Source organism: Streptomyces sp. NPDC020489, from assembly GCF_044386545.1.
Classification (GTDB): Bacteria; Actinomycetota; Actinomycetes; order Streptomycetales; family Streptomycetaceae; genus Streptomyces.
Window position 1 is genome coordinate 34,636 of sequence record NZ_JBIRUZ010000002.1, and the last position, 21,328, is coordinate 55,963.

Consider the following 21,328-nt stretch of genomic DNA (forward strand, 5'->3'; position numbering starts at 1 on the left):
GAGACGACCCAGCGCGCCGGGCGACCTGACCTCCACAGCCTCGCCTGGGCCGGCCCACTTCGTGGCGATCGATGTCCTGCGGCTGTCCGGGACGGACACGACCGGATGGCCCTACCGGCGGTGCAGAGCCGCCCTGGAGTCCGGGTTCGCCGCCCGTCGGCTGTCGGCGCCGTGGGTGTTGTGTCCGTCGACCACCGACCCGGACACCGTGCGCAAGTGGCTGACGTGGACCTCGGTCGGGATCGAAAGCGTGCTCTTCAAACGGCTGAGGGATCCCTACCGGCCCTTGAGGGGGTGGCAGAAATACAAGGTGCACGAGACCACGAAGGCGATCGTCAGCACGGTCACCGGCTCCCTGACCGCTCCCCGTGGGCTGCTTCTCGGCAGATACGACGATCACGGGCGCCTGCCGTACGTCGGGCGCACCACCGCCCTCGCCCGGGCAGCCAGCGCTACGGTCGCCGGCCAGCTCGCTTCGGCGCAGCACGGTCATCCCCGGAGGGGCTGGCCGTTCTCCGCCGGGTGGGGCAACCGCGAGAGGCTGGGCGTCACGGTCGTGGAATCCGAGCTGGTGGTGGAAGTCGGCGTTGACGTCGCCCGCGACTCCTCCAGCCGCTGGCGCCACCCGGCACGCTGGCACCGATTCCGGGCGGAGATGCATCCGATGCAAGTGCCGTAGTTCGAGGAACTCGGTGGAGCCCTGGTCAGGGCGATCTGAAGGCATAGCGATATGGCGTCAGGGGGCCTTCTGTCTGATCACTCGGCAAGGGCGGGGCACCCAGCGCGTTGGCGCCCGGAGGAGGGGAGCGCAGTCCAGCGCGGCGCCGTCGCCGGGTTTCACCGGGTTTCACCGGGCGGCACCGCCCGTCGATATCAGTGGTGATCCTGTGAGGTGCCATCCGATGGCCCTTCGCACACTCCGTTCCCGCTTAGGCTTGCCGCTGGCCCGCGCCGCGCTCGGTGGCTGCGGGAGGTCTAGGAGGTGGAAGGCCGATGCCCGAGCAGGCTTCGGCATCCGAGGACGGCGCTGCTGCCAAGCGCCTGCATCTGGTGCCCGACAAGGTCGTCGAGGTCGGCCGGATGGAGGCGGTGCGCCGCTACGACATCCTCGACACCCCGCCCGACGGCGCGTTCGACCGGGTGGCTGCGCTGGCAGCCCGCCTGTTCGACGTCCCCGTGGCGACGGTGACGATCGTGGACGAGGACCGGATCTGGTTCAAAGCCGCGCACGGCCTGGACGGGGTCAGCGAGATCGGCCGGGACCCGGGCCTGTGCGGCTCCGCGGTCCTGCGGGAAGATGCGCTGGTCATTCCCGACACCCTGCTCGACGACGTCGCCTGCGGCAACCCGCTGGTCACCGGGCCGCTCGGCGTGCGGTTCTACGCCGCCGCGCCGATCACCACGACGGACGGGCACAAGCTGGGCACGGTCAACGTCCTGGACACCAAGCCCCGCTCCATCACCTCGGAACAGACCGCCACCCTGACCGATCTGGCGGCGATCGTGATGGACGAGATGGAGCTGCGCCTGTCCGCGCTGCGCACCGTGCGCCAGGAGCAGCGGGCCGCCGAGGCTGAGCGGGCGGCCCGGGAGCAGGCGGAGAGGGACAAGGCGGCGATCGCCTCCTTCGCCTCCACCTTGCAGCGCACTCTGCTGCCGCCGGCGCTGCCGACGGTGCCCGGCCTGGAGCTCGCCTGTCACTACCACACCGCGTCCGTGCACGACGTGGGCGGCGACTTCTACGACGTCTTCCCTCTGCCCGCCGGGAAGTGGGGAATGTTCCTGGGGGACGTGTGCGGCAAGGGCGCCGAGGCGGCCACCATCACCTCGCTGGCCCGCTACACCCTGCGGGCCTCGGCCCAGCACACGGACGATCCCGTCGCGGTACTCGAGGCGCTGAACGGCGCTCTGCTGGCCGATGTGTGGGCGGGCAGCCGGTTCTGCACAGCTTTCTTCGCCACCCTCACCCCTGATGCGGACGGAGGCTTCACCGTGGAGCTGGCCTCCGGTGGGCATCCCCCGGCCTACCATCTCAGCCCCGCCCCGCCCGAAGCCGGGCCCGCCACGCACACCCGGGTGGAAGCGGTCAGTCCCAAGGGCGGCATGCTCATAGGGGCCTTCCCCGGCGCCCGCTTCGCCTCCACCACCCTTCACCTCGCCCCAGGCCAGGCCCTGCTCCTCTACACCGACGGCCTGACCGAGGCACACACCAGCACCGACACCATGCTCGGAGACGAGGGACTTACGGCCTTCCTCACCGCTCGTCCCGCCTCGTGCGGGGCGGCGCAGTTGGTCCAGGACACCGTCGGTCTGCTGGACGCCCTGCCCGAGGGCGCGAGTGACGACGTCGCCCTGCTGGCCCTGTCGGTACCCGCGCCCGACCAGGCCGCCGCCGCGCCGGGGGCCGCATTCACCGCACACACCACCGCCGCGCCCGCCGGCGAGGAGCACTGACCGCCATGACCGACGACATCAAGCTGACCCTGACCGCTACCCCCGGTCCCGCGGCGGTCGCCACCGTCACCGGCGAGATCGACCTGCACACCGCACCCGGCTTGCGCACCCGCGCACTGGAGCTGATCGACCAGGGCCACCACCACTTGATCCTGGACCTGTCGGGTGTCGGCTTCTGCGACTCCGCCGGCCTCAGCGCACTGATCGGCATCTGGCACGGCGCCCAGGAAGCGGGCGGCTCCCTGGCCCTGGCCGCCGTCCCCGACCGGCTGATGCGCATGCTTACCCTCACCGGAGTGGACAGCCTCCTGCCCCATCACCCGAGCACCGCCGACGCGCTCAGCGCCCACCAAGGCGCCCCCGACCCCGCCTGAACCGCTCCGTCGCCCCCATCTCGCGTCGCTCCCGGGGCGGAGAGCCCGGCCTGCGCGTGGTACAACGAACGGCCAGGCGTCTCGAGCGCGGATCAGTCTTCGGCGTGCTCACCGGCGTCCAGGCCGCGCAGCGGGCGCAGGCCGCGCAGCGGGCGGCCTCTGCACGCTTTGCGCGTCCTGTGGGAGTACGGTCTCCAGAACCTCCTCCCCCACCGAGGTCCGAAGTCGCTCAACCCTATGAGCAGTTCGCGCTCAGCCTCCGACAGCCACGAGCCATACTGGCCGGCCTGCGGCCGGCCGCAGTCAGATCTGGAACCCCTTGGCCGCACGCCGTCGGGCGCGCCGAGGTGATGCGGCATCAAGCCAAAGAGGCCCAAGCTCCGTTGGCCGTCTTCCGAGATCGGTGCGTCGCCCATATCCTCGTGCGCCGGTGGTTACCTACGGTAAGGGGTAGCGATGGGCGGCACCACACGCAGAGGGTTCCTGGGTTCGGCCGCGGCCGCCGGCGGCGGAGTCGCCCTCGCGACCCCCCAACGGGCCGTGGCCCGAAACGGCGCCACCGCACAGACCGTGGCCGTACTGGGCGGAGGCGTCGCCGGCCTCACGGCCGCCCACGAACTCGCCGAACGCGGCTTCCGGGTCACGGTCTACGAACGCAAGGCGCTGGGCGGCAAGGCCCGCAGCATGGACGTACCGGACAGCGGCACGGGCGGCCGCAGGCCCCTGCCCGGGGAGCACGGCTTCCGCTTCATCCCCGGCATCTACCACAACCTGCCCGACACCATGCGGCGCATCCCCTTCCCCGGAAACCCCAACGGGGTCCACGACAACCTCGTCGCCCCCAAGGAAATGCTGTTCGCCCGGTCGGGCGGCCGCGAGGACATCCGGATCCCGCTTCCGTGGCCCGGCAACACCCCGGCCGAACTCACCCCTGACGAGATCCGCCGCGCCCTCGTCTCGGTCCTGGACACCGCCTTCCACCTCCCTCTCCACGAGGCCCTCTACTTCGCCAACCGCTCCCTGGTCTTCCTCACCAGCTGTGATGAACGCCGCGACGAGGCCTGGGAGCGGATGCCGTGGTGGGAGTTCGTCCGGGCCGGACGGATGTCGTACGACTACCAGCGGATCCTCGCCATCGGCATCACCCGCAACATCGTGGCCACCAAGGCGGAACAGGCCAGCACCCGTACCGTCGCCACCCTGCTGGAGGCCTTCGCCTTCAACCTCCTCGGCCGGGGCGCGGACGGACCGCTGGACCGCATTCTCAACGCGCCCACCAACGAGGCCTGGATCGACCCCTGGGTGACGTACCTGAAGTCACTCGGGGTCGATTTCCACATCGGCTGGACCGTACGGGACCTGATCCTCGACGCGGGCCGGATCGCCGGCGCCGTCGTGGAGGACCCGGATGGTGCCCGCCGCACTGTCACCGCCGACCACTACATCTCGGCCATGCCGGTCGAGCACGCGCGCCGCACCTGGAACTCCGCCGTGCGCGCCGCCGATCCCCAACTGGCCGCATGCGACCGGCTGGAGACGGACTGGATGACCGGCATCCAGTTCTATCTGACCGAACGTACGCCGATACTGCACGGCCACCTCGACCTCATCGACTCCCCCTGGTCCCTGACCGCGATCGCCCAGGCCCAGCACTGGCCAGGCCACGACTTCCCTGCCGACTTCGGCGACGGCACGGTCGCGGACTGTCTGTCCGTGGACGTCTCCGAGTGGGACCAGCCGGGCATCCTGTACGGCAAGACCGCCAAGCAGTGCACCCGCGCCGAAGTCGCCCGCGAGGTGTGGGCCCAGTTGAAGGCGGCGCTCAATGACAGCGGCCGTACGGTCCTGAAGGACTCCGTGCTGCACTCCTGGTTCCTCGATCCGGCCGTCGACGGCCTCGGCACTCCGAACCCGGTCAACGAGGAGCAGTTGCTCATCCATCCGACAGGGACCTTCCACCATCGTCCACGATCGGCTACGAAGATCCCTAACCTCTTCCTGTCCGGCGACTATGTGGCCGTGCCCATCGATCTGGCCACCATGGAAGGCGCCAACACCTCGGCCCGGCAAGCCGTCAACGCCCTCCTGGACGAGATCGGTTCGACCGCGGAACGCTGCACCGTCACCCCGCTGTACCGGGCCCCCGAGTTGGAGCGGATCAGACGCCACGACCGCACCCGTTACCTCCTTCGACTGCCGAACCTCTTCGACGTCGGTTGACAGCAATGCTGAACGCGTCCCCGGCGACGGGGATCCCTGGGCTCTCCCGATGCTCCGGCGAATCAGCCCCTGTCTCGGTACACCGGCAGGCCGCCGCCCGGACCCCGCAGAGCCTTCGAGATCCCCTTCATAAACCTGGGGCACTGGAGCTGAACCCCCGACGCAGCAACAACGTTCACCCCCGGCAGATGTACGTGGTGATCTGGGAGTTCAGCTCGTCGGCGACGTAGGCCAAGCGCAGGTGGGGGTGGTAGGCGATGTGGCCGGGACCTGCGCCGGAGCGGACGGTGGTGGTCGCGAGGGTGGCGGGTCGATGCCTGTCGGAACAAGGACGTGGCGTTGGTCGGGGGCTAAGGGGATGTGGTGGGGGGTGAGGGTCGGTTTGCTGCGTGCGGTGGGGATCGGGGGTACCGGTCAGTTCGATGGCTTGGTCGGCCGGCCGGAGGCGGCCGTCTGCACCGCAGGGCAGGACTGCGAGGGTGCTGGTGGCGTAGTTGGCGACCGGGAGACACTGGTTGTCGCGTGCGGGGCGAGGTGGCCTGGGTTCGTGCCGTTGCTCGGCTGGCTGCCGAGTGGGGTGAGGCGTCCGGTGCAGTGGTTGATGGCGTAGGCGCTGACCTGGTCGAGGCTGCCATGGACGGCGTAAAGGAACGACTGGGTGATCGAGGGGCTTTCCGATCAGCGCTGATCGCGTACCTGCTCCCGGTCGGCCCTGGCCCATCGCAACCAACTCTCCGCCGTAGGCGAGGAACGCCTCGGTCACCGCGCCGTCGGACGCCGCCGCTCACCTCCCGGCCCGTGTCCTCGTCCTGCGCGGGCGTCCGCGGCGGGCTCCCGGAGCGCACACCGGTCAGGCCGTCCGGTCAGGGGCGGCCGGTGCCTCGATCCCCTGAGTGCCGTCGGCGTACAGCAGCCGTCGGCGCTTGGCCGCTCCACCCGGCACGCGGTGCAGGCGGAACGAGCCGGGCCGGTGCGCCTCCGCGGACAGGTGCTCGGGGATGGTCTTGCAGATGAGTTCCTTCATCCTGGCGCCCAGCCCCTGGCCGATGTGCAGCCCCACGGCGACGTCCGACCGGTTGGCCAACTGATAGATGCCCCCGCCCCGCCCCAGGCTGATGCACTGGGCGTAGAACCCCTGGTGGATGGGGCCCGGTCGTTCGCCCGCGAGTCGACTCAGAATCGTGTCGGCGGCTCGCGCGCCCAGCGGTGTCGCGTTCAGGCAGCTCATGCGCAGCGGTCGATGCGACGGTGCCGCCGAGTCCCCGGCCGCGAGGATCCGCTCGTCGTCCACGCTCGTCAACGTCTCGTCCGTGAGCAGCCGCCCCATGGCATCGGTGCGCAACCCGCTGCGCGCGGCCAGATCGGGAACGCCGAAGCCGGCGGCCCAGACGATGACCTCGCTCGGCACCTCGCGGCCGTTCGCGAGCCGTACGGTGTCCCGGGAGACGGCCGTCGCCTTCGCCTCGACGCCGTCGAGCACCGTCACGCCGAGCTTGGCCAGTCGCCCGGCGACCGAGCGCCGTCCCCGGGTGTGCAGGTACGGGCCGAGCAGGGCGCCGCACACCAGGGTCACCCGGCGGCCCGCGTCCGCCAGTTCGGCGGCGGTCTCGATGCCGGTGGGACCGGCGCCGATCACCGTCACGGGGGCCGTCACGGGTGTGCCGTCGAGGACCGTCCGCAGTCGCCGGGCCTCTTCCAGAGTGGCGACCGGGTGGGCGAACTCAGCGGCTCCGGGCACGTCCGGTGCGGCGCTGCCGCTGCCCACGGCGTAGACCAGGTAGTCGTAGTCGAGCGTGCCGCCGCTCTCCAACGTCACGGTGCGCTCGGCCGCGCTCAGCCGGGTCACCGTGTCGACCACGAGCCGGACACGCTCGGACAGCACGTCCTCATAGGCGACGACAGCTTCGCCGGTCCCGCACACCAGTTGGTGGAGGCGGACTCGGTGGACAAGGTCCGGGCGTGGGTTGATCAGCGTCACGGTCACGTCGGCGCGCTGCGTCAGTCGGTTCGCGGCCATCACGCCCGCGTATCCGCCACCGATCACGACCACATGTGTGTTCCCTGCCATGGTGCCTCCTCAGTTCCCAGGTGCTCGGCCATAAGTCACCGCGCCATCAACGGTTGTGACAGAAGGGAGAGATTTATGAGCCAGATCAGGTCTCCAAGGCGGGCGGGCTGGATCACGTGGCCACGTGGTCAGTTGCCGGCGTGCGATGTACCCGACGTCGATGGATGCCCGGTTCTCCACACGCGGATTGCAAGTGCCGTTGGGCCTCATCCTCTTTGATGGACATCTGGGATGGGGAGTTCTGCCCTGGAGGATATCCATCCTGGAGAGCATGGGGAAGAAGAAGCCAGCCACGCCCTCGCCGTTCGTTTCACGCCAGAGTTCAAGGCCGAGATCGTCGAGTTGTGCCGTCGCGGCGACCGCTCGGTCGATCAGATTTCCAAGGACCTCGAGGTGTTGCGCTCTGGTGGCCGCCGGTTGAGGAATCACCAGAAGCCGCCGCCTGGCCGCGCTCCTCATCCCTGGGTGACCAGTCCAGAACGAAGCCTCATGGGCGACGGATCGAGCTGGCCGGTGGACAAACTCAGCGCACCCCGCGCCACACTGAACGCAGCTTCCATCTTGAGCACTGGGAGTACGACCGCGAACGCACCGACGGCTTCGACGACGACGTCGGAGCAGTCTCATCAGGTCCGCTGACGCCACAGACGAGTCCAAACTGATCACTGTGCTCAACGCATGGGGCGTTCGGCCTGGCCTTTTCGTCTTCCCCTGGGAGAGCGAGGACCCCAAATGATGGGAAAGCATTGCCGCAGCAGGCCGTTGACGCCTCTATGTCGAGCGGCGAGCTGATGTGGGGTGATGTGGTGCTGCCAGGAACCGCGGCCGACAGGCCGTCTGGTCGTCTCCCCGCAGCATGTCGAGCCACTGCTCCCCGAGGAGGGATGGGCGCTGCGGTTTCGTCTCGGAGCCTGGATCAGCAACCAGGTGAGCAGAGCTGGACGTTGGTCCCGGAACGGGTTCATCAGCTACATGCGGTCGGCACGCGCTGGGCGTAGATGGCGACAGCGCGGCACGGGCGTGGCCGCTGCATCAGTGGTGCTCCGGGCGCGGACGTTTTCGGTAACGTGACCATCTACGGCTTGGAACGTCTATGTGTCCGACTGCTCCGTGCAGCGGCTTCCAGCCGACAGTGATGAGGCTGTAATGAGTGAACTGACAAAGCCCCAGGTCGACGTTCCGGAGATCGACACTCCTACCGAGCTGACCATCCGGGACCTGGTCGTCGGCCACGGCACTGAGGTGAAGCCGGGCATGGTGGTCAAAGTCCACTATGTCGGGGTGACCTTCGAATCCGGGAAGGAGTTCGATGCCTCTTGGGACCGTGGTCAGCCGTTCAAGTTCACCCTGGGCAGCGGCAAGGTCATCAAAGGCTGGGACCGGAGCGTGAGGGGTATGAAGGTCGGCGGTCGGCGCGAGATCATCGTTCCCCCGCGTCTCGGCTACGGCAACCAGTCGCCCTCGCCGTTGATCCCAGCGGGCTCAACCCTCGTCTTCGTGGTGGACCTGCTGGACTCGTATTCCAGGACAACCGGGTGGAGCAACGCTTAGCGGTCGCTTCATCCTGTTGTTTCATCCCGGAATGTCGGTCATGGCGAGGTGGATCATTGAGCTGTTTCAGAGTGGCCACCGATGGGGTGACGGCGTCGAGGTCGCAACGCACGAGGCACCCGCGCCGTTGAGGGAGGTGTTCGAAGTCTCAACTCGTCAGCTCAGGTGCCTCGTTGATTCGCCATCCTGCCGTACTCGACCTCCCGCATGCGCTGGTCGAGTGGGTCACCATGCTCATCGTCACCCGCGAGGGTGACCGGCGCTGCAAGCTCCCTCCGCACCAGCGTGCCCTGGTCGCCCTGGTGTACCTGCGCAAGAACGAACCCCTGCCCCAGATCGCCGCCGCTTTCGGGATCTCTGTCGGTACCGCACACGCCTACACCACCGCGGTCATCGGCCTGCTCGCCGAGCGCGCCCCGGGACTGCTGAAGGTCTTGCGTGAGACCGACCCGGAGTACGTCCTGCTCGACGGAACCCTGGCGGAGTGCGACCGGGTCGGCGACAGCCGGGCCGACTACTCGGCCAAGCACCGCCTGCACGGAGTGAACCTGGCAGCTGGTCACCGACCCGGCCGGCGCACTGCTGTGGATCTCGCCCGCACTGCCGGGCCGCTCGCACGACCTGACCGCCGCCCGCACCCACCCCATCATCCGAATCTGCGAACGCCAAGGAGTCCCGGTCCTGGCCGACTGTGCCTACATCGGCGCAGGACCGTGGGTGACCACACCACGGCGACGCCCGCCCAAAGGCGAACTGTCCCCCACGCAGCGGACCGTCAACCGAGCGCTGTCCCAGGCCCGCGCAGCGGTCGAGCGCGGCCCGGCACGACTCAAACGATGGCGGATCTTCCGCAAGGCGCGTTGCAGCCCGAATCGAATGACGTCAATCGCGGCAGCCGTTCTCACTCTGGAGCGGCAACGCTGAAAGAGCTCACTGGATGGCGGGGGAAGTGCACCCGCCATCCAGTGATCGACTGAGCTGATGTGGCCGCGGGATGCGTGAGCCCGAGGTGCAGCCGTTCCTGATCAGGCCGGTCGGCATGTACGACGTCGAGTCGAACCGGTACTTCTCGGTGTGGTCGGCGTCTTCGCCGTGGAACACCCAGGCCGCCCATGCCCGGGACCTGCGCACGTACTTCGACTTCCTGTGGTTCACGCGAGGCAGGCGGGACTGGCGTGATGCGCCCATGGACGACCGGCGAGCGGCGTTCGAGTGGTGGGGCGGTCACCTACGACTGCCATGTCTGCCGGCAGCCCTACTTGCGCCCCGACCTGGCCGCCTGCGCCACGCACGACGCGGCAGGACGGCATCATCGCGTCGAAGGCGCCCTTGAACTGCTGAATCGACCCACAAAGCCCTGACCGCACCACACGGGCCTCGACCCGGAATCCTGCGGACAGGGACTGTGCGACGGGGACTCGACGCCACGTAGGTGGGCAATCTCCGAAATCCCAGCAGCACGCGGTGGCGGTGGTCCTCCGGCCGGCCGCCCCAGCCGTCCGGTCATGCCGGTATGGGCAGCAACGGCCGGATGAACTGCCATGTGGGGATTCGGGCCATGCCGCGGCCGAGGACTACCCGGATGGTCACCTGCACCTGAGGCTGGGGCCGCGCTTCAGCGAGGCAGCAGGACCTCAACCTCCCTCCGGATGTCCTGCACGATCTCCTCGACGCTCAAGGCGATGTTCACGCCCGCCGCCATGCTGAGGAACATCACGGCGGACACGATGTGTGCCAGCGTCGCGGCGTCGCCCTCCGTGACCCGATCGTCTCGGCGCAGCGCGGCGGCGATGGCCTCCTCGGTCTGCGCGACGATGGCGAGTGCCGCGCTGTGCCGGGGCTCCTCGGGGTCGCCGAAGACCATCTCTCGCAGGTGGGTGCGTCCGTTGTCGACCTGGATGCGGTGGCACTCGACGATCGGCCGGACGATCGCCAGCACCGCGTCCAGCACGCCGGGGACGGCCTCGGCGTCCGCAAGGCCCTGCTCAAGTGCTTCGACGTACTTGGCGTTCTGGACGAGCAGGAGGAGTTCGCCCTTGGTCTTGGCATAAAGGAACAGGGTCCCGGTGCCGATGTCGGCCTGGTCCGCGATCTGCTGGGTCGTGATCTCATCGACGCCGTGTCCGGCGAACAGTTCACGGGCGGCAGCGACGATGCGGTCGAGTTTCTCCTGCTTGTTCCGCTCGCGCCGTCCGACCGACTGGGAGGCGACAGACATGGGTGTTGTCTCGTGCGTTCTGTGTCGCCCGTCGCGGTTGCGGCGGGTCAGCTGCTGCCGATGACGGCCTTGCCGCGGATGCCGCCCTGGGAGAGGGACTGCAGCGCCTGCGGGGTCTGGTCGAAGCCGACCACCTTTCCCACGACCGGACGCACCACGCCCTGGTCGATGAGGGTGGTGATCTGGCGGAGCTGGTCGCCGCTGGCGCGCATGAGCATGAACTCATACGTCACGCCGAGCTTCTTCGCCTGCTTGCGGATTTTGCGGCTCAGGACGGCGACCCCCAGGCGCAGCAGCGGGTTGAGGCCGGCCTCACGCGCGAAAGTGGGCTCCGGGGGACCAGCGATCTCGATGGCTTTGCCGCCGGGCTTGAGCACCCGCAGGGACTTCTCGAGAGTCTCCCCACCAAGGCTGTCCAGCACCAGGTCGTAGCCGGTCAGGAGCTGCTCGAAGTCCTGGCTGCGGTAATCGATCACGGTGTCCGCGCCGAGCGCGCGCACGAAGTCCGCGTTGGACCCGCTGGCGGTCGTGGCGACGCTCGCACCGAGGTGCGCGGCGAGCTGGATCGCGATCGAACCGACCCCACCGGCCCCGGCGTGGATGAGAACCTTCTGCCCGGGCCGCACCTTCCCGCGCTCCACCAGCGCCTGCCACGCCGTGAGCGCCACCAGCGGCAGCGAGCCGGCCTCATTCATGCTGATCGAAGCGGGCTTGAGCGCCAGGTCGCCCTCGGCTACGGCGATGCGCTCGGCGAACGTGCCGATGCGGTCCTGGTCGGGCCGACCGTAGACCTCGTCTCCGGGCTTGAAGCCGCGAACCGCCGTCCCGACGCTGATGACAGTGCCCGCGACATCGTTGCCCAGGATCAGCGGCAGCTTGTAGGGCAGGACCTGCTTCAACTCACCGGCGCGGATCTTCTCATCCAGCTGATTCAGTCCGGCGGCCTCCACCCGGACGAGCACGTCATGCTCCCCCACGGTGGGTTCGGGGACGTCCGCCTCCTGCAGCGGCTCCTTGTACTTGGTGACGACGAACGCTCGCATGGGGCACTACTCCTTGTCTTCATCCTATTTATCCAGGCGTGAGGCCAGATCAGGACCGGTGGGTCCCGGGGCTCCAGTCCCGCTCCACCTGCCCGCAGCCGACCCGGCCGGGGCGGCCGGCGTCAGGCGACGCTCAGGACGATCTTCCCGGTGGTGCGGCCCTGCTCGCCGATCTCGTGCGCCTTCGCGGCCTCGGCCAGCGGGACGACGGTCTCGACCACGGGCGTGAGCGCGCCCCGCTCGGCCAGGGCGGCGATCTCGCGCAGACCCAGGTGGTCGGGCTCGACCAGCATCCACACCGCCCGCACGTGGCCGGGGACGTCGGCGGGGACGTCGTCGGGGCCGGGCAGGGTGATCAGCCGGCCGCCCGGGCGCAGCACCGTCAGGGACCGCTCGGCGTTCTGGCCGCCGAGCCCGTCCAGCACCACGTCCACGTCCCCGACGGCGTCCTCGAAGCGGACCGTGCGGTAGTCGATCACCTCGTCCGCGCCCAGCTGCCGCAGCAGGTCGTGCTTGCCGGCGCTGGCCGTGCCGATGACGTACGCGCCGCGGGCCTTGGCGATCTGCACGGCCAGGTGGCCGACTCCGCCGGCCGCCGCGTGCACCAGCACCCGCTCACCGGCGCGCACCCCGGCGGTGTCCACCAGAGCCTGCCAGGCGGTCAGCGCGGCCAGCGGCAGCGCCGCCGCCTGCACGTGGGTGAGGTTCGCCGGCTTGGGCGCGAGGTGGCGGGCCGGGGCGACGACGTACTCGGCGTAGGCGCCGGCCTGCCGCGGGAACAACGGCATGCCGTACACCTCGTCCCCGGGGCGGAACATCCCCACGCCCGGTCCGACGGCCTCCACGGTGCCGGAGACGTCCCAGCCGACCGCCGGGACCTCTCCCCACTCGATCAGGGCCCCGCTGGCCCGGGTCTTGAAGTCCACCGGATTCACACCAGCCGCGTGGACCCGCACCAGGACCTCGTTCAGTCCCGGCTCGGGCCGGGCGACCTCACGCTCCACGAGCACTTCCGGTCCGCCCCACTGCTCCACGACCACCGCACGCATGCTGTCCGCCTCACTCTTTTCCGTCTTGATCGGATACCGGCCGCCCGGGCCCTTCCCGGCGCGACGCAGTCCACGATCCGGCATCCGCCCCCACCATGGTGTTGGCCGTCTGGCCACTATGTGACAGGATCTGGCCATGAGTGAGATGCAGTGGCCGTGCACCGACCCCCTCCCCGACCCGAGCGCCGACGCGGCCGGGCGGCACCGCATCGCCGTCCTCGCCCTGCCCGGCGTCCCGCCCTTCGAACTCGGCATCCCCTCCCGCGTCTTCGGCAGCGTCCTGGACGCCGGCTCACGCCCGCTGTACGAGGTCACCGTCTGCACCGCCGACGGCGCCCCGGTCCTCAGCGACGCCGGGTTCACCGTGCAGCCCGCGGCCGGTCCCGAGGCCCTGGCCGCCGCGGACACCGTGATCATCCCGCCCACGCACGCCATGCCCGAGCTGGGCCGCGGCGGCCCGCTGCCGCCCGAGGTCACCGCGGCCATCGCCGGCATCCGGCCCGGCACCCGCCTGGTGTCCATCTGCGCCGGCTCCTACGTCCTGGCCGCTGCGGGCCTCCTCGACGGCCGGCCCGCCACCACCCACTGGGGCCTCGCTCCCGAGTTCCGCCGCGCCTACCCCCGCGTCAAGGTCGACGAGGAGGTCCTCTTCGTCGACGACGGCGACGTCCTGACCTCCGCGGGCGTCGCCGCCGGCGTCGACCTGTGCCTGCACATGATCCGCCGCGACCACGGCACCGCCGCCGCCAACCGCGCCGCCCGCATGTGCGTCGTCCCGCCCTGGCGGGACGGCGGCCAGGCCCAGTACATCGACCGCCCGGTGCCCGAACCCACCGTCGGCACCACCACCGCCACCCGCGCCTGGGCCCTGGAACACCTCGGCGAACCCCTCTCCCTGAACCGCCTGGCCGAACACGCCCGGATGAGCCTGCGCTCCTTCACCCGCCGCTTCCGCGACGAGGTCGGCATGACCCCCGTGCAGTGGCTCACCGCGCAACGCCTGGAACTGGCCAAGCAGTTGCTGGAGACCACCGACCTGTCCATCGACCTGGTCGCCCACCGCTGTGGCTTCGGCTCCGCCAACTCCCTGCGCGCCCACATGCGCACCGCCTTCGGTGTCTCACCCGCCTCCTACCGTCGCACCTTCCATACCGACGACCTGGTGGAAGCGGGCGTCTGAGGACACATCAGCGCCGCACATACCCGCTCCGCGGGCCGGCCGGGATCCGCCTGATCATCCGCTGCCGGTGCCCCCTCCAGCGGAGGCCAGCAGCATCATCGCCCGCCGGTAGCGCACCGAACTCGTGCTGCCCCGGCGCACGATCTGCTGCAGATTCTGCCCCTCGTGGTCGGCCAGTCACCGCACATCCAACCGCCACGACCGCCGACCCGGCGAACCTATGCGGTCACAGCACTAGCAGCTCTGGCCCGATCAGTGGCCATCGGACATCAGGCAGATCGTAAAGGGCGCGCAGATCTTCAGCCTCGGTCCTTCGTGGTGAGCGTCAGACAACACCGTCCCTCACTTTTGATGCAGGCGCCGCCGGTTCGGACCGCGACACCTGTGGAAGCAGCGAAGGACGCGGGGATCAGCCGACTGCTTCGGGAAACGTGCAGATCATCATCAACGCCGAAACCAAGCTGGTCGTCCCTAAGGCCCGCCCGGTCCCCAACAACACCGCGGATGCGAAGCCATGGCGCGACTCCGGTTTGGCCGCGCACTGCGAAGGGGTGACCGTCCTCGGCGACGGCGCGTACATCAACACCGGGCTCGTCGTCCCGCACCGCAAACGTCCCGGACGGGCCCTGCTACCCGGCGAGGAGGAGGACAACGCAGAGCACCGCAAAGTCCGAGCCCGCGTTGAACACGCCTTCGCCCCCCATGAACCACTACGAAGTTGTCCGCGACCGCCGCCAGCGCGGCAACGGCCTTCACCACGCAGTGCAAGCCGTCGCCCACATGCACAACCTCACCCTCGCAGCGTGATCAGACCGCTCCCAGAGCGGCCCTGACCTCCCCGAACACGACCCTTTGCAACACGCTTCAGGATCTTTGCGGTCGCTGCAGCCACATCCAGGACAGCGGTGGCGCCACACCTCGCGCGCAGAAAAGGCCGGCGGCCCGATCCCCCGAGGCGCACCCACCCGGCCCCAACCCTTTCCTTCTCTATCTCGTCCGGGGGCGTGGGGGGGCGTGCAGAGGGGGATGTCAGCAGCCCGATCATGCTCGGGTAGGGCTCTGACCAGGGTTGACGGGAGCGTTCGTCATGAGGCTGCGCAACCTCCAGCGCAACACCCAGGCGCAACAGGGCAGTCCCCAGACGATGCTCAAAAAGGCGTAGTGCCCAGCGGCAACGCGCAGCGTCCCTCAGGGCTCGCGCAATGATGTCGCAGGAGATTGTGCGGCAGATGTCGCAGGAGAGGAGCGCTGGCGCAGTCGCCGGGGTCCGGGTTACGAGCTGGCGCACTTGTCGTAGGGAACGCCGCGTGCGTTGTACCGGTACGCACCCCTCAGGCACGCGCCGTACAGAAATGCGTCGCGTAGGTCTGCGTTCTTGAGGTTCGCTCGGCTCAAGTCCGCTTCAACCAGGTGTGCGGCACGCAGATCCGCACTCATCAACTGCGCGCGGCTCAAGTCCGCACCTGACAGGTGGGCAGCGCGTAGATCTGCATTGATCAGGTTCGCACGGCTCAAATCCACTCTGACGAGGCCCGCATCGTACAGGTTTGCCCCGTCCAGACTGGTCCCGCGCAGGTCTGCCTTGGTGAGGAATGCCTCGGATAGATCTGCGGTGTCCAGGTGCGCCTGCCGCAAGTCCGCATTCCTCAGGTTCGCGCGACGCAGGTTCGCGCCGTCGAGATGCGCGCCCCTCAAATCTGTGCCGCGTAGATCTGCATCAGCCAGATGAGCGTTCACCAGAATCGCATGGCTCAGGTTTGCGCCATGGGAATCCGGGCGAAATCCTCTGTCGTGTACGACATCGCGGCTGCTGAGGACGGTGATGGCTGCCTGCACGTCGCTTGGGACGTCCTTGTCCTTAGCGGGTCGAGCGTCGGCGTGGATACGTACGTAGGTGGCGAGCACATTGGCGATAGTGGGGTGATCTCGGTGAGAGTCCTGCATGATGCGCTGAAGGGCGTAGATTCCGCCCAGACGCACATCCATCTCTTTCGCTCCGAGGTTTCCGACTGCTGCCGTGTATCGGTCAGTGATCTGTCCCTCTTTGGTGAGCGCCCTGTCCGCTTGCGCCTGGCTATTTGCCTGCGTGGTTTGGATGTTGGAGTACCAGAGGCCGGCGACAGCCACCAGGGAGGCAAGTAGCACCGACAGCAATTCAATCCGGCGGGCCCAGTCCAGGCCTTCACGCGGCTCACGGCCGCTTAGCCGACCTGACGGAGAGTGCTGTGGTGTCCGAGGTGACACAACACGTCGAGGTGTGCGGCGTATACGCGGGCGGCGTACTGGCGAGGACGGCATGCCGGTATTCGAGCGTGAACCCTGCGGCATCGGGAGCCGGACAGTCACAGCTCACCCGATGTAGTGAGGGAGGGCTTCGTGCCGCCCGGGTGCTGTCGCGGGAACCTCAGGCCCGCTCCATGCCGGGATCGGGTCGTGTGGCAGCCGGTCCGTGGCCGCGCCCCGGCCGGTACGCGTACCGATCAGCCCGGACGGGGTGACCCCGGCCGTCCCTGTGCGCCCAACCCGGCGCCGTCGCGGCCTCCCACGGCGCCTGGCCGGACGGCCTTGGCCTGGGTGAGCGTCAGGGGTGGGATGGCGGAGGCACCTGGTGTGGTGCAGGGCCTGGCCCTGGAGTGCCGGGCGGGGGCGCCGGCCTTCCAGGGCCGCGCCGGTCGCCAGCATTCGTTCCGCTCGTTGACCAGCAATTACGCGACGGACCTGTAGCTTGGACGTGGGCCGGGTTCGGCGGCCGAGAGTTCTCAACAATTGTGCAGCAGACAGGGGGTTGACTTGTTTCCAGTCATCAGACTCACAGCGAAAAGAGCGACTGCGATCGCAGCCACGCTCATGGCTACCGCGGGATTGACCCTGGGGGGCGCGCCCAGCGCGGCTGCCGACGAGCTGGCCTCGTTCGATCTCAAATATGGCGCGACGTACTTCCGTGGCACGGTCGACTTCCACAACCGGTCGGTCACCGTCCGGGGCCAAATCCGGGGCTTGACCGGCACGGGATGCCGTCACGGATGGGCATACGCGTTCGCGAACACCGGCCTCCTGGGCAGCGGAGGGACGGGCCAAGTGTGCAACGGGCCCGTTCCCCGGGAGATCAAGCTCAAGGCGGACGTGCCCGGAGGGGCCGGATGGGTGCAGATCGCACTGGCTGACGCGGACGGTCTCGGCGACCCCCTCGACTGGTGCACCGTGGAGCGCGGAGACGAGTACTGCGAGCGGGGATGACCGCAGGAGTCTGTAGCAGCGGCGGGGTCAGCGGCCGGTGTTGAACAGGTGGCCGCAGGCGGGGCAGCTCGCCGCATCCGGCGGCGCCCCATACGCTCGCGACCTCATTCTGAAACCATCAGTAAGTGTCTGGAGAACCGCTCCGCGGCCAGCTCGACGGCGACGCCTGTGCGTGAGGCCGCGCCGAGGCGCGTCTCGACCTCGTCCCAGAGGAGGCCTGGGCGGCCGCCGCGACTGCGGTCGGGTGGGCGGCACATGGCACAGCCCAAGAGTACGTGGAGTCGCCGAGCTTGCCCGCCGCCACCGCTGTGCCGAAGTAACGGCCGCTGCCGGCCGCCGCGTCAGTGGCCGTGGCCGGTGCGGCGGCCTCCGGCGTGCGTGCGGCCGGGGCGACGATTGGTGCGGCGGCACCCGCGGCGGCGGTCACGCGGCGCGCTGCCGGACGCCGGCGATGAGAGCGGTTCTGACCTGACAGCGGTATGTCCTCACAGCGGGCCTTGAATCAGACGCGGGTGCCTGTCAGTTGCCGCCCCGCACACAAAGGTTGCCGCGATCGCAGGCAGCACTTTGGCGGCCGCCGCCGTCGCCCTGCCGTACAGCGGCCTTCACCGGGCCGGGACGAACTCTCCCCGGACCGACGCGGAACCGCCCGAACCCTGTGCATCGACGCGGTAGCCGTCGCCCGCGGCACTGCGCACGCCGGGGCCGTTGTTGAACTGCGCCGCGAACTCATGGCTTCCGGCCGGCACGGTCAGGCCCGGCTTGAGGAGCCATCGGTAGACCAGCGCGCCGCCGGCCTCCTGGACGGTGACGGTGAAGTCGTCGTTGGGCAGGGTCTGCCAGGTGCCGGTGTTCTTCGCCTTGCCGGTCTGCACGATCCGGATCTCGACCGTGAGCGAGGTGAGCGGCTGGGTCGTCTTGAGGGCGAGGTTGCTCTGCGTCCAGTAGACGGTGCTCTTCGGATCCAGCGAGCCGGCCGACCACAGCGGCCCGTCATGGTTCTCGCCGCCGGTCGGCGAGGGACTGGTGGCCGACGGAGCCGGGCGCGAGCTGCCCGGGGTGGTGTCCGTGGGCGGCGCGACAGGGGTGGGGCGGGCCGATGTCGGGGGCGGGGAGCTGACAGTCGGGGACGGGGTGGCGGGCGTGGTCACGGTGGGCGACGGCGACGGGGTCGCGACGATGGCGGCGACGGCGAGGCCGCCAGTCGTCAGGATGCCGGCGGCGGCGAGCCCGGTGAGCGCGACTCTGGTCCCAGACCTCGCGAACGGGCGCGCGCGGTGACGGACGGCGGGGCCGGCCATGCCGCGTTCCACCCGGGCCAGCATCCGCGCGCGGTCGGGCCGGTGGGCCTCGGCGGCCTCGCGCAGCCGACGGTCGATGTCCTCGTTCACCGGTTCCTCCTTCCTGGCGTCAGGTCCCCGGCCGCGTGTGCGCCCAGTAGCTTTTCCAGCTCGGCCATTCCCTTCGAGGTCTGGCTCTTCACCGTCCCGACCGATATGCCCAGCGCCGCCGCCGTGTCCTTCTCCGACATGTCGAGAGCGTGTCGCAGCACCACGCAGGCGCGCTTGCGGAACGCCAGCCGGGCGAGCGCCGCGCGGACGTCCAGCACGGCCGCCGTGTCCGGCCCCTCCACCGTCTCGGGGCTGCGGGACCAGAACAGTGTGATCCGACGTCGCTCCCGCACCGTGCTGCGGATCCGACTCCGCGCCAGGTTGGCCACCACACCGCGGGCGTAGGCGAGCGGGTGGTCGGCCTGCCGCAACCGGTCCCAGCGTTGCCACAGGGCGACCAGGGCATCCGCCGCGAGGTCGTCCGCCGCGTCGGTCTCGCCGGTCAGCAGGTGTGCCAGACGGGCGAGTTCGGCGTAGTGGCGTTCGAAGAATTCGTGGAACTCCGCGGACGCGTCGTCGAGGACCATCCCCCGGTCGCCCTCTCCTTGCCATGATGTGCGCGTTAGTTGCACCTTAAACAATAACGGGGCGCAGCCTAACAGTGCCCGGCCCGGGATTCGAACGGCGGTCGTGCTCGGTCGCGGGGCGGTGAGGGCTGACCGGCGGGCCGGTCAATGCCGGCCGAACCGGTCGCCGGTCGGCTGCCCGACGTCCGGCTGCACGGCGGCGCCGTGACCGGTCCGCGCCTGCGCCTGCGCCACGGTTGCGGCGCGGCGCGCTTCGATGCCCTCATGCCCGTCCACCCGGTAGTGCGACTCGACCTTCCGGCTCCCAGTTGCCGCAGAGGAAGAGAAGGTTGCCGCCGCGTACAAGCCGGGGTAGCGGGCGAGGGACGCAGGCTGCACGGACGGCAGTTGCGGGTCGGTCGTCCTTCTTGTCCCACTCCCTCGCGTTCAGCGCGTTATCCGGCGGGATGCAACAGCTGGACCCAACGCCACTTGGAGCCCACGGGCTCGCGGTAGACGCGCGCCCACGGCCCGAATCCGCGCCGGGTGAGCTGGAGGCCGGAGCCCGGGTCAGAAGAGCGACGCGAAGATCCTGGCTGTGGCGTTGGATTGAACGTGCAAGGGCTCAAGGCGTCGGCTGTGCTGCTTCGCGGCGGACAGGTCTGCCGCCCACATTGCCTCGCCCGCAACGCGTTGGATTTCACTCGCAGCCGCCACCAACAACGCGGTCCTGCCCAAGCCACCTTGGACCTGCCCGCGCCGCGGGGCGGCCACTGTGGCAACCACTCCGTCTGTCAGGCCAACCGCCTAGCCCGCACGCGAGGTTGAAAAAATAGTGATGCGTCGAGGTTGCGCATTGCCTCAGCTCGCGGCTGGGCTGCCACATCAGCGTCTTCGCGGCATCGAACGACTTGCCGCGCCTGGTCGGGGAAACACGCTGACGCATGTCCCTTGGCATGCCGAGCAGCTCGGCACGCGACGGTGGGGTCCGGCCGCGCGGCGAGAACGGAGACCGAGGCTCACGCAGGGGCTTCGGTCCGGCGGAAGACGCGATCCGCGCTGCTGCTGTGGATCTGCTCATTTGGTGCTGGGAGTGGTGAGGGGGTACAGCGTGCGCAGGCCCTCGTTCAACGCGTACGACAACGCCGACCCGTGGGTCTGCCTGGGGTACAGGCGGGAGGTGAGCTCCAGGGACGGGTAGTTCCGCAGTCGCAGCAGCTGCGACATGCGGGTCATCGACCCGACAATGTCGGCGGCGGCCACGTAGGGATCGGCCAGCTCCGCCTCGCCCGCGCCGAAGAACACTTGCGCTGCCAGGTCGTCGTGGGTCGTGGCGTAGTCGGCCTCCAGAGTGAACAGCAGATCCTCACATCCGCTGAGGGCAGGGCTACTGGCCACATAGCGGCCGAAGGCCGTCGGCCGGGAGAGCAGTGCGTAGCCGACGAAGTGGCCGCCGCCGGAGAAGCCCACGAGACCGTGGTCGTCGTCGAACCGGAACTCGGTCGCCAACCGCGGGCGCAACTCGTCGACCAGGAACGACAGCAGCGCATCGGCGCCGCCACCGCTCGTCGGCGTTTCGCGGGACAGTGCTTCCATGCGTGCGCCGCCGGGCCCTGCATTGACCCATCTCGGCATCGGATAGAAGTCGTATGTTCGACGGGCACCGAACTCGGCGGGATCGCTCTCGTCGGGCGCGCCGACGCCGATCACGATGAGCTCGGCGATCTCCTGGACGGTGTGGAGCCAGTTCATCAGGCCGACGACGAGCGGGAAGCTGAGGGAAGCATCCGTCACCCAGAGGACGGGGTAGCTGCGGTCACCGTGCTCGTACGACGGAGGGAGCGCGATGTGCACGTCATGCGGCCAGGGCACATCGGTCCCCTGCGTCCGTCTGGTGGGCAGCACCTGATACGTGTGCCGGGGCAGGGACACCACTACCTCCTGCTGAAGCCGATGGTCGGACATTCGATCAGGGGTTCTTCACTGTCGGAGAGCACCCCGGTCGGCCGACGGGTCAGGAGTTGCACACCGAACGGC

17 protein-coding genes and 2 pseudogenes are annotated in these 21,328 nt (G+C 69.3%); 10 read left to right on the forward strand and 9 right to left on the reverse strand.

The features are described from left to right. Positions 1 to 61 precede the first annotated feature (61 nt). The 4 genes from ACH41F_RS04330 (at position 62) to ACH41F_RS04345 (ending at position 5,048) form a co-directional block, all read left to right on the forward strand. Positions 62 to 679: a hypothetical protein gene (locus tag ACH41F_RS04330; protein ID WP_398833673.1), complete on the forward strand. Its 618-nt coding sequence runs from the start codon at positions 62 to 64 to the stop codon at positions 677 to 679. 314 nt (positions 680 to 993) lie between these two features. Then, on the forward strand, positions 994 to 2,454 hold the full coding sequence (locus ACH41F_RS04335) for a SpoIIE family protein phosphatase (RefSeq protein WP_391237271.1): 1,461 nt from the start codon (positions 994 to 996) through the stop codon (positions 2,452 to 2,454). 5 nt (positions 2,455 to 2,459) lie between these two features. Next, on the forward strand, positions 2,460 to 2,828 hold the full coding sequence (locus ACH41F_RS04340) for an anti-sigma factor antagonist (RefSeq protein ID WP_391237274.1): 369 nt from the start codon (positions 2,460 to 2,462) through the stop codon (positions 2,826 to 2,828). Positions 2,829 to 3,284: 456 nt separating this feature from the next. Beyond that, positions 3,285 to 5,048: an FAD-dependent oxidoreductase gene (locus tag ACH41F_RS04345; RefSeq protein WP_398832841.1), complete on the forward strand. Its 1,764-nt coding sequence runs from the start codon at positions 3,285 to 3,287 to the stop codon at positions 5,046 to 5,048. A gap of 175 nt (positions 5,049 to 5,223) precedes the next feature. Here the strand turns inward: ACH41F_RS04345 and ACH41F_RS04350 are convergent, their stop codons facing one another. Then, complete coding sequence (locus ACH41F_RS04350; RefSeq protein ID WP_398833630.1) at positions 5,224 to 5,769, reverse strand: beta-propeller fold lactonase family protein; 546 nt, start codon at positions 5,767 to 5,769, stop codon at positions 5,224 to 5,226. A 129-nt stretch (positions 5,770 to 5,898) separates the two neighbouring features. Further along, positions 5,899 to 7,116, reverse strand: coding sequence for an FAD-dependent oxidoreductase (locus ACH41F_RS04355; RefSeq protein WP_391237280.1), 1,218 nt, complete (start codon positions 7,114 to 7,116; stop codon positions 5,899 to 5,901). Between the two features lie 231 nt (positions 7,117 to 7,347). Here ACH41F_RS04355 and ACH41F_RS04360 point away from each other — a divergent pair, with 231 nt between their 5' ends. The 3 genes and pseudogenes from ACH41F_RS04360 (at position 7,348) to ACH41F_RS04370 (ending at position 9,591) form a co-directional block, all read left to right on the forward strand. Then, positions 7,348 to 7,755: a transposase gene (locus ACH41F_RS04360; RefSeq protein WP_398832843.1), complete on the forward strand. Its 408-nt coding sequence runs from the start codon at positions 7,348 to 7,350 to the stop codon at positions 7,753 to 7,755. A 507-nt stretch (positions 7,756 to 8,262) separates the two neighbouring features. Further along, positions 8,263 to 8,667, forward strand: coding sequence for an FKBP-type peptidyl-prolyl cis-trans isomerase (locus ACH41F_RS04365; RefSeq protein WP_398832846.1), 405 nt, complete (start codon positions 8,263 to 8,265; stop codon positions 8,665 to 8,667). A 173-nt stretch (positions 8,668 to 8,840) separates the two neighbouring features. Then, positions 8,841 to 9,591, forward strand: a pseudogene (locus ACH41F_RS04370) (transposase family protein). A 691-nt stretch (positions 9,592 to 10,282) separates the two neighbouring features. On the opposite strand, the gene ACH41F_RS04375 reads toward ACH41F_RS04370, so the two are convergent. The 3 genes from ACH41F_RS04375 to ACH41F_RS04385 all read right to left on the reverse strand — a co-directional run bounded on the left by ACH41F_RS04375 (position 10,283) and on the right by ACH41F_RS04385 (position 12,977). Continuing rightward, a complete protein-coding gene (locus ACH41F_RS04375) occupies positions 10,283 to 10,885 on the reverse strand; it encodes a TetR/AcrR family transcriptional regulator (protein ID WP_398832848.1) in 603 nt (200 codons plus the stop codon). 47 nt (positions 10,886 to 10,932) lie between these two features. After that, positions 10,933 to 11,928 carry an NADP-dependent oxidoreductase gene (locus ACH41F_RS04380; RefSeq protein WP_398832850.1) on the reverse strand — a complete coding sequence of 332 codons (996 nt, stop codon included), beginning with the start codon at positions 11,926 to 11,928 and terminating at the stop codon, positions 10,933 to 10,935. Between the two features lie 122 nt (positions 11,929 to 12,050). Beyond that, entirely contained in the window at positions 12,051 to 12,977 is a 927-nt protein-coding gene (locus ACH41F_RS04385; protein ID WP_010982638.1) for an NADP-dependent oxidoreductase, read from the reverse strand. Positions 12,978 to 13,113: 136 nt separating this feature from the next. Here ACH41F_RS04385 and ACH41F_RS04390 point away from each other — a divergent pair, with 136 nt between their 5' ends. Together ACH41F_RS04390 and ACH41F_RS04395 are read left to right on the forward strand one after the other, a co-directional pair. Further along, entirely contained in the window at positions 13,114 to 14,157 is a 1,044-nt protein-coding gene (locus ACH41F_RS04390; RefSeq protein ID WP_398832853.1) for a GlxA family transcriptional regulator, read from the forward strand. Positions 14,158 to 14,579: 422 nt separating this feature from the next. Further along, positions 14,580 to 14,964: pseudogene (locus tag ACH41F_RS04395) on the forward strand (transposase family protein); the annotation flags it as partial. 465 nt (positions 14,965 to 15,429) lie between these two features. On the opposite strand, the gene ACH41F_RS04400 reads toward ACH41F_RS04395, so the two are convergent. Next, entirely contained in the window at positions 15,430 to 16,302 is an 873-nt protein-coding gene (locus ACH41F_RS04400; RefSeq protein ID WP_398832856.1) for a pentapeptide repeat-containing protein, read from the reverse strand. Between the two features lie 933 nt (positions 16,303 to 17,235). Here ACH41F_RS04400 and ACH41F_RS04405 point away from each other — a divergent pair. Beyond that, positions 17,236 to 17,394: a hypothetical protein gene (locus tag ACH41F_RS04405; protein ID WP_391237303.1), complete on the forward strand. Its 159-nt coding sequence runs from the start codon at positions 17,236 to 17,238 to the stop codon at positions 17,392 to 17,394. 605 nt (positions 17,395 to 17,999) lie between these two features. Here ACH41F_RS04405 and ACH41F_RS04410 read toward each other — a convergent pair. From ACH41F_RS04410 to ACH41F_RS04420, 3 genes are all read right to left on the reverse strand, one after another. After that, positions 18,000 to 18,785, reverse strand: coding sequence for a hypothetical protein (locus tag ACH41F_RS04410; protein ID WP_398832859.1), 786 nt, complete (start codon positions 18,783 to 18,785; stop codon positions 18,000 to 18,002). Next, complete coding sequence (locus tag ACH41F_RS04415) at positions 18,782 to 19,312, reverse strand: SigE family RNA polymerase sigma factor (RefSeq protein ID WP_391237309.1); 531 nt, start codon at positions 19,310 to 19,312, stop codon at positions 18,782 to 18,784. The genes ACH41F_RS04410 and ACH41F_RS04415 overlap by 4 nt, the downstream gene beginning before the upstream one ends. Positions 19,313 to 20,368: 1,056 nt before the next feature. Continuing rightward, a complete protein-coding gene (locus ACH41F_RS04420; RefSeq protein ID WP_398832861.1) occupies positions 20,369 to 21,223 on the reverse strand; it encodes an alpha/beta hydrolase in 855 nt (284 codons plus the stop codon). Positions 21,224 to 21,328: the final 105 nt, after the last annotated feature.